Below are 12,229 nucleotides of genomic sequence, written 5' to 3'. Positions count from 1 at the left end.
GGGATTTCGCGGGGGGCAGGTCAGGGACCTTCCGGACCTTCGCCGCACATGCATGATCTCCGCCACACGTGCGAGGACTTTGAGAATGACACGGGCGGAGAGATGCCGTTCGCTGCATATTCTATACCAGCAATCAATCAGCGGTCAGCGACTTATCCGGAGAGCCACCATTCAGCGAGAAAGCGCTCGCCGCAGCTTCCAGTTCAGGTGTTACAAGTGCGCCAACTTTCATCCTTGGGTGTTCAAGGAGCATCTTTCCAAACCCCGTCGGAAACTCAACTTTTATCCACTCAACACCTTCAATAAATGGCTTTAACGGCGGGGGACATGAAAAGATCTCCGGAATCGCGGCTTCCGCTTCTTCTTGATTGGTGTAGAATGTTGTAAAAGTAACTGCTTTTTCGCCCTTTTTCATTGCTGCGCCTGACGCATACGACCCTTCATTAGAGAACAGCTCAAGCAGAGATATGTCAGTTATCGCTACGCCATTAATCAAGAGTCCTGAGCCAATTTTCTGATTCAAGACAACTATTGGGACGATGTCCGCTTTAGCAAGATCAACGCCAAGCGAACCTTCTACTAACTGTAGGTTTTTTGAAAACCACTCCGCTTTTCTTTTTGCCTGCTCTGCTGCGCCCTCCAGTTTCGAAAGGTGATTGAATCTGTCAATGGATTCATTTGGAGCCACCAAGCACTTTACTTCACCAACGACGATCCGCCCCCCTATTCTGAACAGTAAATCTATCTCCTCTCCACCCGTTCCAGATTCATCCAAAGCATGCGGTAAACACGCGAAATCATTGATGATCTCATTGCCGTCCAGTGCCATCCGAACTCGTTCCCGAACGCTATTTTCAAAGGTTTCGCCAAGACTTTTCTCCTTACTCAGGTCAGGTCCCAACAATTCCGACAAGGTTCTTTCTACAAATCGAATTTTTGATCCGACTTCGACCGACGGCAGAACGATCATGACGTGCTCTTCGTCAAGTTCTACAAGGGGGTGAAACCAAGCACCGTCCCTAAAGCATTTCGCGGTATCGTCTGGTGACAGCACAAATTGCGACAAGATAGACTTTGCAGTGATTTCGCTAACACTCAAACCTTCTCTAAAGGCCCTCAAACAGTCGATCTTCGTGACACGTAGCGAAAACTCTTTGGCATCTCGATAACTTTGGATAGTCTTCGCCTGCATTTTCGAATTAATACTGGAGCCAAGCTCCTCTAAAATCCATAGCGACTGAACGAGAAGCCTCATCGTGATGTCGGCGCCCGCAACCTTGATCGGCACGTCTAAAAACTCGTTAATGTAAGAACGCTCCAAGATGCCCATCGTTTCATTGAGCTTCCGAAGCTTTTTTGAGGATGGCTTTGAGGCTTTTAGCTGAACGCGACCTTTTCGAGATTGCGTGAACGAAACGGCCGTTATATGTTGCGTGTCTTCTCGATCTTCCGGTAAATCATGGAATAATGCAAGCGGCCCCCATAGAGCGGCTTCGGCCCGCATTTGGCTTGCAAACCAGTATGAATCGCTTTCACGATTTGCAGGACCAAAAATCAAATTCTCTCCATCTCGCTTTAATTCTCGCGCCTCCCAAAGCGCAGACATCCAAAGATCTCTCAGGCCTGCTTCTACCGAAAGCACCCAACCTGCTCTTCGCTCCAAGAGGTTAAATTTTGTCTTAATAGACTCACGCTCAACTGAGAGGTTTTTTGCTTGAAAGAACCAATGAGGTAACGTATCCACGATTGCTGTAGTCAAATCATCCGGTGATAGATTGTCCTGAGGCGCAATTCGACTTCCTGCCTTTCCTACGTCCATAAGGTGAAATGAGTCAGCGTTTCCTGATTTAGCAAACTCCTGTTGCCTGCTTCGGAAATCTGCCTTCAGAGCGAGATAATTACGATTGGCGGAACCAACGGCGAGAACCAGCGCGCTACGCTTGCTAATGCCGTTGAATATGTTGTCCACGTGCTCCTTTCTGAGAGACGAAACCTGTTTCCCAAAAAATAGTGCAGACAAGCAAAGTTTGATGTCCCGCTTGTTATCTTTGGCGCCCGCAAGGGCGCTCTTCCATTGATCTATATTAAAGTTCCTTGCAAACGGGGAGCTCAATTTATCCCCCCCCTCAGTTGATCTTTTGAATATCGGGGTGGCAATATCTTCTGTTCTTAGCAACGTGCGAGCCTTTAGCGAAATCGTATTGTGCATCATTTTTGGTTGTAGTCGACGCTCCATCTAATCTAAAGATGGCGTTGACCGCTGCTTAACTTAGACGGTAGGCGAGGAAATGCCTCGAAACGTGCGTTCACCAACCTTAAAAATTGGCCGGCGACGCGTGAAGGCTGACGGGTTGCGGGAAGCAGCAGATCGTAGCGAAAGGGCTGTGCCGGTGACAGAGGTCGAACGACGCAGCGTCCGAGTTCGGCAAAATGTCTCGCAGTCACTGGCTCCACAATTGAAACACCCGCGCCAGCCGCGACCATCTCGCAAATCGAAGCGGACAACTGCGCTTCGGCGACAATCCGGGGGCGGGCGTCGCCAAGTGATAGAAAGGCATCTGTCTCCGACCGTGTGCCAATTTCTGCCCCCAGTGCGATGAAGGGCTGTTGATCGAAGTCCTTAGGCTCAAGCACGGTTTTTCGTTCGAGCTTATGTCCGGGCGGAAGCACAGCCAACATCGGCCCCGTAAACAGCGGACGGCGCAGAACGGCGGGATGATCATTATCCAGAGTTGCAAAGCCAAGGTCGAACTGTTGCGAACTGAGATGCCGTAGCACCGCTTGGGAACTGCGAGTGCGTAAAGACACGGCGATGCCCGGCTCTTCGGCGATAAACTCGGCGACAACATCGGGAAGGAACTTCAGCGCGAGGGCCGGCATTCCGGCGATGAGCAAGCTACCTGTCCGGAAATCTCGGATATCTTCGATCACCCGTGAAATTTCCGCCATACCGACAAAAGATCGCTCGACCTCTTCATAGAGCGCCCGGGCTTCCGGAGTGGGCACGACCTGCCGCCCCTGGCGCTCAAACATCTCGAAGCCAGCCGCATGCTCCAGATCTGCAATATGCTTACTGACAGAGGGCTGTGTCGTCCCAAGCACCTGCGCGGCGGAGGTGACCTTGCCGGTCTCCATCACCGCCCGGAATGCTTCAATCTGTCGGTGTGTGAGTCGGCCGATCATAGCGATACATAACCTAAGAGAATGAATAGAGAAGATATTACAATTATTCTTATGTGATCAACCCTGCGATTTTGGTCGCGGAGGAATCACATGCAGCACAGCGACCCTGAAATCACGATCGTCGGCGGCGGCCTTGTCGGCCTATCTGTCGCGCTCGGACTACTTTCGGCTGGAAAGCGAGTGCGAGTGCTGGACGGTGCTGACGGGGACGCGCGGGCTTCACAGGGGAACTTCGGGCTTATCTGGGGACAGGGCAAGGGCTGGGATTTCGCGCCCTATGCGAACTGGACGATGGATGCGCTGACCGCCTGGCCGGGTTTTGCGCGCCAACTGAAGGAGCTTTCGGGCATGGATGTGGCTTTGGACCAGTCGGGGGGGTATGAGTTCTTTACCGATCCAGCCGAGATGGCCGGTTTTGCAGCTCAGCTTGAGCAGCAAGCTGCCCACCTAAACGACCGTGCCAGCTTTGAAATTTTGTCCGGAGATGACCTTCGCAGTCAATTGGGGGGCATCGGGCCGGAAGTCGTCGGAGCGAGTTTTTCGCCCCGTGACGGACATGTGAACCCGCTTCGCTTTCTTCGGGCCCTCCGCCGTTCCGTGCATGCCTTGGGCGGATGCGTGACCATGGGCGCAACAGTTTCCACGATCACGCCACAGCCGGACGGTGGCTTCTCGCTTGCGTTGGCGAATGGTCAAACCCTCGGGGCCGAGATGGTTGTGCTCTGCGCCGGTCTTGACTCGACCGCTTTGGCCGGCGGGCTCGGGTTTGAGACTCAGGTAAGGCCGCAACGTGGCGAGCTCCTGATTACCGAAAAACTTGGGGATCGGTTGCCGTTCCTTTCCAGCACCATCCGTCAGGTCGATGAAGGTGGTATTCAGATCGGCGGCACCAAGACAGAAACAGGGATGGACGACAGCGAGAGCCTGGACGTCATGGCAGGTCTCGCGCGCCATGCGGTGACCGTGTTCCCCGCGCTCGCAGATGTGCGGGTGGTCCGGGCTTGGGGAGCGCTGCGGGTAATGTCTCCTGACGGCTACCCCGTCTATGCCAAGTCTGCCGCGCACCCTGGCGCCTTTCTTGTGACCTGTCACAGCGGTGTCACGCTTGCACCTCTGCACGCCAGCATCCTGGCCGAATGGATTCTGAACACGTCCACCACCCCTGATATGGAGGCCTTCGATGAGCGTCGCTTCGCGCTTTCGCACGCTGCCTGACACGGGAGACTGCGTGCAATTCTACCTTGACGATCTGCCGGTCATGGCCCCCGCCGGTGTGACGCTGGCGGCAGCTCTGTTGGCGCATTCGGGAGATTGGACGCGGCAAACCGCACAGGGCGCGCCGCGCACGGCGTTTTGCATGATGGGCATCTGTTTCGACTGTCTCGTGAACGTTAATGGCACGCCCAATACCCAGGCATGCATGACGCCGGTGCGCGAAGGGATGGTGGTGCGGCGCCAGTTGGGTCTGCGCAGCCTAAACGGAGACCAAGATGACTGATGTGGACCTCATCGTCATCGGGGCCGGACCGGCGGGCATGTCAGCAGCGGCTGTGGCGGCGCGCAGCGGTCTTCGGGTGCTGATGCTGGATGAACAGCCGCAGGCCGGTGGGCAGATTTACCGCAACGTCGCGCAGAACCAGGGCCGCCGTAGTTGGCTCGGCACGGCCTATGCCCAGGGGGCGGGCCTCGTTGAGGCGCTTGACCATCCGAACATCGAATTTCTGTCAGGTGCTACCGTTTGGAGGGTGGACAACGGGCCGCGGGTTACGTGGTCGCGCGGCGGGGCGAGCCAGACATTTTCGGCGGCACATGTGCTACTTGCGACCGGCGCGCAGGAACGTCCTGTGCCCTTTCCGGGCTGGACGCTTCCGGGCGTCATGCCCGCTGGAGCAGCGCAGATATTGATGAAAGCCGCCGGCATGCTCCCCCAAAATGCCGTGCTCGCAGGCTCGGGACCGTTGCTCTACCTCGTCGCAGCACAGATGATTGACGCTGGCTGCGCGCCGCTGGCGCTTGTCGAAACACAGACCACCCGCGGAATGTTCGGCGCAATGCGGCATCTGCCACGGGCGATGTTCGGGGCGGCGACCCTGCTGAAGGGGCTCGGCCTGATTGCGAAGATCCGCCGGGCGGGCGTGCCGCGCTATACGGCTGCTTCAGACTTCCGAGCTACTGCGGAGAGGAACGGTGATATCCGCTTTTCCTTCCGCGTCGCGGCAGAGGCGCGATCGCTCAACTGCGGCCTGCTGCTGACCCACCAAGGGGTGGTGCCGGGAACGCATATCACGCGGGCGGCGGGTATTGCGCACAGCTGGAACAAGGATCAGGGCGCCTACCAACCCGAATGCGACCGCTGGGGCGCCACCAATCAACCCGGTCTGCATATCGCAGGCGACGGCGCCGGAATCGGAGGGGCGGAAGCCGCCGCGGCGGCGGGTGAACTGACGGCGCTGAATATCCTGAGTCAGCTTGGCAAATGCGACGCCGATGCGCGCGACCAGCGTGCGGCGAGGCCGCGAGCCGCCCTGTTCCGCGCCCGAGCCATCCGCCCGTTTCTGGATGCCGCCTATGCTCCCCCGGCCGAGTTCCACGCCCCGGCAGACGACACGATTGTTTGCCGCTGCGAAGAGGTTTCCGCCGGCGCTGTCCGTCAGGCGATAGGCGAAGGACCTCACGGGCACCGGCAGATCAAGACCTCTTTGCGTTGCGGCATGGGTCCCTGTCAGGGCCGCATGTGCGACGCCACCCTACGCGGTCTCCTGAGCGCCGAAGCGAAGGGCAACCACCCGATCACGCCGCCGCGCGCGCGCAGCCCGATCAAGCCGATCGCCTTGGGCGAAATGGCCGCACTTTCACTCATCAAGGAGGACCCGGCATGAGCGCTCCCGCCGCCCTGAAAATCAAGGATTTGCACAAGAGCTTCGGCTCCCACGAGGTCATCAAGGGTATCTCGCTCGAGGCACCGAAAGGCGAGGTCATCGCGATCCTCGGTGCCTCTGGCTCAGGCAAGAGCACATTCCTACGCTGCATCAACCTGCTCGAGACGCCGAATTCCGGCGAAGTCTGGCTGGGCGGTGAACAGATGCGCATGACGCGGAACCGCCGGGGCGAGATCGTTCCGGCAGACCTCCGGCAGGTCGAGGGCATGCGCGCGCGTTTGGCGATGGTATTTCAGGGCTTCAATCTCTGGTCGCATATGACCGTGATGGACAATATCATGGAGGGCCCGCTTTACGTTCAAGGTATCTCGAAAACCGAGGCGCGCGGGAAAGCCGAGGCCCTGCTTGCAAAGGTAGGTCTGTCTGACCGGGCGGACTACTACCCGGCGCATCTGTCCGGTGGCCAGCAGCAGCGGGTGGCGATCGCCCGGGCGTTGGCAATGGACCCCGATGTGATGTTGTTCGATGAGCCGACCTCGGCCTTGGACCCCGAGCTGGTCGGCGAGGTATTGGGCGTCATGCGCGATCTGGCCGAAGAAGGCCGCACCATGCTTGTGGTGACCCATGAGATGGGCTTTGCCCGCGATGTCTCCACCCGAACCGTGTTCCTGCATCAGGGCGAGGTCTGCGAAGCGGGCCCGCCGGCAGAGCTGTTTTCCAACCCGCAAACCCCCGAGTTTCAAGCGTTCTTGTCACGCATGAACTGACCAACCACAGAGAGGACCAAACCATGTTTCGTAGAACAATCCTGAGCACCGTCGCGGCCGCCGCACTGGCCGCCATTGCCGCGCCGCTTGCCGCCCAAGACACGCTGCGCATCGGCGTCGAGGGGGCCTACCCTCCGTTCTCCTCCAAAGAGGCCGATGGCACGCTGGTGGGCTTTGACATCGACATTGCCAAAGCGCTCTGCGCCGAGATGCAGCGCGAGTGCGAGCTGGTCGAGCAGGAGTGGGACGGCATGATCCCGGCCCTGAAGGCGCGCAAGTTCGATGCCATCGTCGCCTCCATGTCGATCACCGAAGAGCGCAAGCGCCAGATCGATTTCTCCGAAAAATACTACCAAACCCCGGCGCGACTGGTTGCCCCGAAGGATGCTGGTTTCGAAGGCACCCCCGATGGACTGGCCGGCAAGCGCATCGGTGTCCAGCGCGGCGCCACGCACCAGTGCTACGCCGAGAAGATGTTCCCCGAGGCCGAGATCGTGCTCTATGGCTCTCAGGACGAAGTGTTCCGTGACTTGGCGCTTGGCCGGGTGGACGCACAGCTGTCCGACAGTCTTATCGCGCAGGAAAGCTTCCTGAGTTCCGATGAAGGCGCTGATTTCGCCTTTCTGGGCGGTGATCACACCGATGTCGACTGCTACGGCGAAGGCGTTGGCATCGCCGTGCGCAAGGGTGAGGACAAGCTGCGTGAAGACTTCAGCGAGGCCATCACAGCGCTCCGCGAGAACGGCTCATATGCCGAGATAAACGACAAATACTTCCCCTTCGACATCTACGGCGGTCGCCCCCAAGGGCAATGACCTAAAGAACAAGCTTTGCATTGGGGCGGCAGAGCGCCGCCCTGATGATCCAACGGAGGACACGCGATGAACTTGCTCTTGGACTACCAAGATCAATTGATCAACGGCACGATCATGACCATCAAGCTGGCGCTGACATCGCTGACGATCGCGCTGATCTTCGGCCTGCTTGGCGCTTGGGCAAAACTCTCATCCAATCGCGCATCGCAGCGGCTGGCTGGCGCCTATACGACCGTCGTGCGCGGCGTGCCCGATCTGGTGCTGATCCTGCTGGTGTTCTTCGGCGGACAGGTGACCCTTAACAATCTCGGCGCGGCGACGGGGCTTTGGGGCTATGTCGAGGTCAGCCAGTTCGCGGCCGGCGCGGGCACCATTGGGGTGATCTTCGGCGCCTATTTCACCGAAACGTTTCGCGGCGCCATCATGGCCATTCCCCGTGGCCAGATCGAGGCGGGCATCAGCTGCGGAATGCGCAAATCGCTGATCTTTCGACATATCATCTGGCCCCAGATGATACGCTTTGCCTTGCCGGGCTTCACCAATAACTGGCTGGTGCAGTTGAAGACCACGGCGCTGGTTTCGGTCATCGGGCTTCAGGATCTGGTCTACAACGCCTTCACCGCCGGCCGCTCGACGGGCCAGCTCTTCACCTTCATGGCGGCGGCCTTTGTTATCTATCTGCTGCTCACCGGCGTGTCTGATCTGCTGCTACGGGCGGTGGAGCGCCACTACAATCGCGGCGTGGCGCGGGCGTGATCATGGAAGAATTGCTGGCCTATGTTCCGCTCGACATCGCCCTGATCGCCGCGAATTTCGACCGCTTTCTTTATGGCGTCTGGGTGACGCTGAACCTGACCTTCCTGTCGCTGTTCCTGGGGGGCTTGCTGTCGGTCCCAATGGCAATTGCCCGCGCGGCAGAACACCCTGTCTTCAACCCGTTGGTGCAGGCCTACACCTACGTCTTCCGGGGAACACCGCTACTGGTGCAGACCTATCTGATCTACTACGGCGTCGGTCAGTTCGAGGTGATCCGCCAGAGTTTCCTTTGGGACCCGATCCTGTCATCGGCCTGGTGGTGCGCGCTGATCGCTTTCACGCTCAATACCGCCGCCTATACGACCGAGTTGCTGCGGGGCGCCATTGCGGATACGCCCACGGGCGAGGTCGAGGCCGCTATTGCTACGGGCCACTCCTACCGCAGCCGCATGCGTCGGATCATCCTGCCCTCGGCCTTCCGCCGCGCGATCCCGGCGTATTCCAACGAGGTGATCTTCATGCTGCACGGGTCGGCCATCGCCAGCACGATCACTTTGCAGGACATACTGGGTGTCGGGCGTTGGTTGAACGGACGCTACTACCTTGCCTACGAAGGCTTCATCACCGCCGCTGTGCTTTATTTCCTGATCGTTCTTTGCATCACATGGGTCTTCCGCGGTATCGAACGCCGTTATCTGCGCCATCTAACCCGGCGCGCGACGACTGCTTCATCCGATGCGGCCAGCCTTCCTACACCTGAAAGAATATGACCATGATCGAACGCCTCCAGACCAATCAGCGCATGAGTAAAATTGTGAGACATCGTGGGGTCGTCTATCTCTGCGGACAAGTCGGCAACGGTGCCACAGTTGCCGAACAGACCGAAGATTGCCTTGGCCGCGTCGATAGGTTGCTCCGCGAAGCAGGTTCTTCGCGTGACCATATATTGCAGACGATTGTCTGGCTGGCGGACATGGCTGACTTCGATGAGATGAACGCCGTTTGGGATGCTTGGGTGCCACGAGGATCTGCCCCGGCGCGTGCTTGCGGCGAAGCCAAGCTGGCCGATACAGATCTTAGGGTCGAGATAATCGTCACGGCCGCGGTGATTGAGTCATGATAAGTTTGCATTGCGACATACGCCACGTGCTGCACTAAGAGCTTATATCTAAACAAACTGATTCTTGACTAATTCCCAAAGAGCGAATTTGCGGTCGCAGCGAACGACCGTTTTCCGCCCTTCATTCCAAAGGCCCTCGCAATCGCAGCGCAAACTGAGCGGCCGCAGCGAACGGCAGGAAAGTCCCGCACAGCTGACTTTCACCAAACGAGAGTAATGCACGATGTGTGAATGGCCGGTCTCGGGAAGTCGCAGTGCGGCATCGAAGCCGGGTCTGAATGTCCGGTTAGGGCCGGATGCGACATACGGCCAAAGGTCCGTCGCACCTGAACCCATCTTTCGCAGGTCCGGATGAACCAAGAGAAACCTACTCGGCTGGTATTGGCTGCGAAGCGAGGACATGCTCGACGAGTTCAAGATCTTCCTCCCTGCCATTTTGCAGGACCCCGAAACGCTCGGTCAAATCGATAATCCTCATTAACTGCTTCGGCGATAGTTCGATCCCAAGGTAGATCGCGCGGCTGCCGATATCCCATGTAGCGTCGATGACGCGTCCGGATGTTGGGCAGAGGTTCCAAGCGTGCTGAAAAGGAAGCGCACCCAGATCGACATCCCATCCATAGCCCTCACAGTAAGGAAACCCATGGGACAAGCTCAGTCGCCAAGCATTGCGAAAACACTGTTTTTGAGGCCCTTTCTTTATGCTTGGCGGCAAAGCATTTCCCACCCAACGGCTGCCGTTCAGGCGAAGGTAGTCTGTGAGAGGCAGGGCTCCGTAGGGACCGGCTAAAGTCTGGTCGATTAAGTCAAGGTGCTGCGTAGCGTTCATGTCGTGTCTCCTGTCTGGTGCTCAGAAGATTGGTCTTTGCCGTCGGAATGAAAAATTTAAATTGGAGGGATGGTCCGCCTTCGCTCGAAAGGTGACTCTCGCACCCGGAGCAATCCTGCACGCCGCCGTTTAGCACTGCGGGGTGGCGGTGACGGCTATCATAACGTTCCGGAATGAGGCGACAGCCAGTTCAGTTGAGCGTCGCCGCTGTCTATGAGGAAGGTTCGCTCGAACGGGTAATCAGAGTGGTCCCCGCGGAGGGTGGTTGTTGATGGGCCTCGCTACCCCCGCCTGCCTGTCGGGCAGTCTTTCAATGGCAACTTGGTCACCAGGCGGAAGCGTCTGCTGCACGGACTGGCTCACTCCGCCGGTGAACATGGGTTCGGCTATACCGGTATGAAACGAGGTAATACCGCGCAGTTACCAGCACTCGCAGTCGCGCATGACGTTCTTTGGACGGCCCAACTTTTAAGGTCTGGTCCTGCCTCTGCGAACGCATCCCCGCCTCTCGACCTTCCGAAAGGAATGCCTCGCGCGAGCGGGTCATCTGTCGCCCGCGGCACGGACAACTATGTCATGTTCGATCGAATGGCCGGTCCAGTTGCTCACGTTCAATCAGTAGCGGTCTAAACAGGCAACTCGGGGATCATGGCACGGGGGCGGCCATTCTCCGCCCAAAGGAACGCCAGCGTAATCGGCAGCCGGGAGCGGCGTGGGCCGGCCGCCCCGGGATTCAACCAAAGAAGGGAGCCGGTCTCTTCAATGCTGGGCTTGTGCGAATGGCCTGAGATCACAACATTCCGGCATTGGGCCTCCGAATCGACCTGTAGATCCTTGCGGTCATGGATCATGTAAATGTTCAGCCCGTGGATTGTGAGGCTCGCCGTTCGGGGCAGGTCTTCGGCCCAGGGACTACGGTCGATGTTGCCGCGTATTGCCGGCAAGGGCGCTACGCGGGCGAGAGCGTCGAGATGCGCTGGATCGCCGATGTCTCCTGCATGCAGGATGTGGCCGACGCCTTGCAGAGCTTCCAGCGCTTCGGGTCGGAGCAGGCCGTGAGTATCGGAGATGACGCCGACAACCTCTTCAGGAGCTGGCGGGCATAGAGACTGAACAGGAGAAGCCTCGGTGGTCATCGAAGACAGTTCTGCATGTGGTTAGCTCCTCGGCGATTGGCTTTGCACGACTGTAGAATGCGGACGGCTACATCAGGCAGATTGGGCGTTCCTCCTACATTTTCACCCTTTTCTCGGGAATTTGCTTGGCAGCTCACGCTAATCAAGGTTGAGTTCGATATCCGAACCGATGCGGCCGCGGGCCTTCACGAAAGCATCGTTGAAGGCATCTTCGCTATCGATCTGCTTGTCCGAGATAAGCAGCGCGAAGTGGCCACCACACGCAGTCACGTAGCGCTCGATTGACTCGAGGCTTGGCACGGACCCGGACAGGGATTCCAGCCGTGCGATTATCGATTGGGTCATACCTGCTGCCGCAGCGACTTCGTCTTGGGTCAGCCCCCGTGCATCACGCAGAGCGCGCAGTTTCACGGCGATCTCACGCTTGCGGACGTTCTGGGCTTGGCGCTCCGCGAGTTGCGGATGCGCGAGATGGAGCGCGTTTCGGAGGGATGTGTAACTTTTCGCCATTACCAGTATCTCCATTGTCGAGTCGTAGTATAGCACATTTGCTATGAATTGATTTGTTACTTGAGAGGTTTTTAACACGCGTCCGGTCAGTCTGGCCAACCTCGTCACTTGAGGCCTGCCTGTCGTGTCCCCCACTTACAAATAGACCGGCACTTGGACTCGTTTCGGGTAATGCAATCAGGCGCATTGGCGCGCCCCGTCAAGAAGCCTCGTCAGCTACCTGGACGGCTCGTT

General features: G+C 58.1%; 13 protein-coding genes. 8 read left to right on the top strand and 5 right to left on the bottom strand.

Annotated features, from left to right (window positions below; genetic code table 11):
• Window positions 1-133: 133 nt before the first annotated feature.
• Both B3849_RS14465 and B3849_RS14460 read right to left on the bottom strand, forming a co-directional pair.
• The gene (locus tag B3849_RS14465) at window positions 134-2,209 is read right to left on the bottom strand and encodes a hypothetical protein (protein WP_286780375.1); all 2,076 of its coding nucleotides are present in this window, start codon (window positions 2,207-2,209) and stop codon (window positions 134-136) included.
• Window positions 2,210-2,241: 32 nt separating this feature from the next.
• Window positions 2,242-3,183, bottom strand: coding sequence for a LysR substrate-binding domain-containing protein (locus B3849_RS14460; RefSeq protein WP_286780374.1), 942 nt, complete (start codon window positions 3,181-3,183; stop codon window positions 2,242-2,244).
• Between the two features lie 90 nt (window positions 3,184-3,273).
• On the opposite strand from B3849_RS14460, the gene B3849_RS14455 reads away from it, so the two are divergent.
• The 8 genes from B3849_RS14455 (at window position 3,274) to B3849_RS14420 (ending at window position 9,520) form a co-directional block, all read left to right on the top strand.
• The gene (locus tag B3849_RS14455) at window positions 3,274-4,398 is read left to right on the top strand and encodes an NAD(P)/FAD-dependent oxidoreductase (protein WP_286780373.1); all 1,125 of its coding nucleotides are present in this window, start codon (window positions 3,274-3,276) and stop codon (window positions 4,396-4,398) included.
• Entirely contained in the window at window positions 4,364-4,681 is a 318-nt protein-coding gene (locus B3849_RS14450) for a (2Fe-2S)-binding protein (RefSeq protein WP_286780372.1), read from the top strand. The genes B3849_RS14455 and B3849_RS14450 overlap by 35 nt, the downstream gene beginning before the upstream one ends.
• Window positions 4,674-6,062 (top strand): NAD(P)/FAD-dependent oxidoreductase, encoded by a 1,389-nt coding sequence (locus B3849_RS14445; RefSeq protein WP_286780371.1) that lies wholly within the window; start codon window positions 4,674-4,676, stop codon window positions 6,060-6,062. Before B3849_RS14450 ends, B3849_RS14445 begins: the two co-directional genes overlap by 8 nt.
• Window positions 6,059-6,829: an ABC transporter ATP-binding protein gene (locus B3849_RS14440; protein WP_286780370.1), complete on the top strand. Its 771-nt coding sequence runs from the start codon at window positions 6,059-6,061 to the stop codon at window positions 6,827-6,829. The genes B3849_RS14445 and B3849_RS14440 overlap by 4 nt, the downstream gene beginning before the upstream one ends.
• Before the next feature lie 23 nt (window positions 6,830-6,852).
• Window positions 6,853-7,644 carry an ABC transporter substrate-binding protein gene (locus B3849_RS14435; protein ID WP_286780369.1) on the top strand — a complete coding sequence of 264 codons (792 nt, stop codon included), beginning with the start codon at window positions 6,853-6,855 and terminating at the stop codon, window positions 7,642-7,644.
• A gap of 66 nt (window positions 7,645-7,710) precedes the next feature.
• Window positions 7,711-8,400 (top strand): ABC transporter permease, encoded by a 690-nt coding sequence (locus B3849_RS14430; protein ID WP_286780368.1) that lies wholly within the window; start codon window positions 7,711-7,713, stop codon window positions 8,398-8,400.
• A gap of 2 nt (window positions 8,401-8,402) precedes the next feature.
• Window positions 8,403-9,170 (top strand): ABC transporter permease, encoded by a 768-nt coding sequence (locus tag B3849_RS14425; RefSeq protein WP_286780367.1) that lies wholly within the window; start codon window positions 8,403-8,405, stop codon window positions 9,168-9,170.
• Window positions 9,171-9,172: 2 nt separating this feature from the next.
• Window positions 9,173-9,520, top strand: a complete 348-nt coding sequence (locus tag B3849_RS14420) for a RidA family protein (protein WP_286780376.1) — start codon at window positions 9,173-9,175, stop codon at window positions 9,518-9,520.
• 367 nt (window positions 9,521-9,887) lie between these two features.
• On the opposite strand, the gene B3849_RS14415 is transcribed toward B3849_RS14420, so the two are convergent.
• From B3849_RS14415 to B3849_RS14405, 3 genes are all read right to left on the bottom strand, one after another.
• Window positions 9,888-10,349, bottom strand: coding sequence for a hypothetical protein (locus tag B3849_RS14415; RefSeq protein WP_286780366.1), 462 nt, complete (start codon window positions 10,347-10,349; stop codon window positions 9,888-9,890).
• Window positions 10,350-10,975: 626 nt separating this feature from the next.
• On the bottom strand, window positions 10,976-11,485 hold the full coding sequence (locus tag B3849_RS14410) for a metallophosphoesterase family protein (RefSeq protein WP_286780365.1): 510 nt from the start codon (window positions 11,483-11,485) through the stop codon (window positions 10,976-10,978).
• A 138-nt stretch (window positions 11,486-11,623) separates the two neighbouring features.
• Window positions 11,624-11,995, bottom strand: coding sequence for a helix-turn-helix domain-containing protein (locus tag B3849_RS14405; RefSeq protein WP_286780364.1), 372 nt, complete (start codon window positions 11,993-11,995; stop codon window positions 11,624-11,626).
• Window positions 11,996-12,229: the final 234 nt, after the last annotated feature.

The organism is Sulfitobacter sp. UBA4523 (genome assembly GCF_002388305.1).
Classification (GTDB): domain Bacteria; phylum Pseudomonadota; class Alphaproteobacteria; order Rhodobacterales; family Rhodobacteraceae; genus Sulfitobacter; species Sulfitobacter pontiacus.
Note: the sequence above shows the minus strand (reverse complement) of the source record. Positions and strands in the feature narration are given on the sequence as shown.

Excerpts from the sequence above, each read along its gene's own strand:
- B3849_RS14465 (WP_286780375.1), bottom strand. The coding sequence starts at position 2,209 with ATGCACAATACGATTTCGCTAAAGGCTCGCACGTTGCTAAGAACAGAA.
- B3849_RS14460 (WP_286780374.1), bottom strand. The coding sequence starts at position 3,183 with ATGATCGGCCGACTCACACACCGACAGATTGAAGCATTCCGGGCGGTG.
- B3849_RS14455 (WP_286780373.1), top strand. The coding sequence starts at position 3,274 with ATGCAGCACAGCGACCCTGAAATCACGATCGTCGGCGGCGGCCTTGTC.
- B3849_RS14450 (WP_286780372.1), top strand. The coding sequence starts at position 4,364 with ATGAGCGTCGCTTCGCGCTTTCGCACGCTGCCTGACACGGGAGACTGC.
- B3849_RS14445 (WP_286780371.1), top strand. The coding sequence starts at position 4,674 with ATGACTGATGTGGACCTCATCGTCATCGGGGCCGGACCGGCGGGCATG.
- B3849_RS14440 (WP_286780370.1), top strand. The coding sequence starts at position 6,059 with ATGAGCGCTCCCGCCGCCCTGAAAATCAAGGATTTGCACAAGAGCTTC.
- B3849_RS14435 (WP_286780369.1), top strand. The coding sequence starts at position 6,853 with ATGTTTCGTAGAACAATCCTGAGCACCGTCGCGGCCGCCGCACTGGCC.
- B3849_RS14430 (WP_286780368.1), top strand. The coding sequence starts at position 7,711 with ATGAACTTGCTCTTGGACTACCAAGATCAATTGATCAACGGCACGATC.
- B3849_RS14425 (WP_286780367.1), top strand. The coding sequence starts at position 8,403 with ATGGAAGAATTGCTGGCCTATGTTCCGCTCGACATCGCCCTGATCGCC.
- B3849_RS14420 (WP_286780376.1), top strand. The coding sequence starts at position 9,173 with ATGATCGAACGCCTCCAGACCAATCAGCGCATGAGTAAAATTGTGAGA.
- B3849_RS14415 (WP_286780366.1), bottom strand. The coding sequence starts at position 10,349 with ATGAACGCTACGCAGCACCTTGACTTAATCGACCAGACTTTAGCCGGT.
- B3849_RS14410 (WP_286780365.1), bottom strand. The coding sequence starts at position 11,485 with ATGACCACCGAGGCTTCTCCTGTTCAGTCTCTATGCCCGCCAGCTCCT.
- B3849_RS14405 (WP_286780364.1), bottom strand. The coding sequence starts at position 11,995 with ATGGCGAAAAGTTACACATCCCTCCGAAACGCGCTCCATCTCGCGCAT.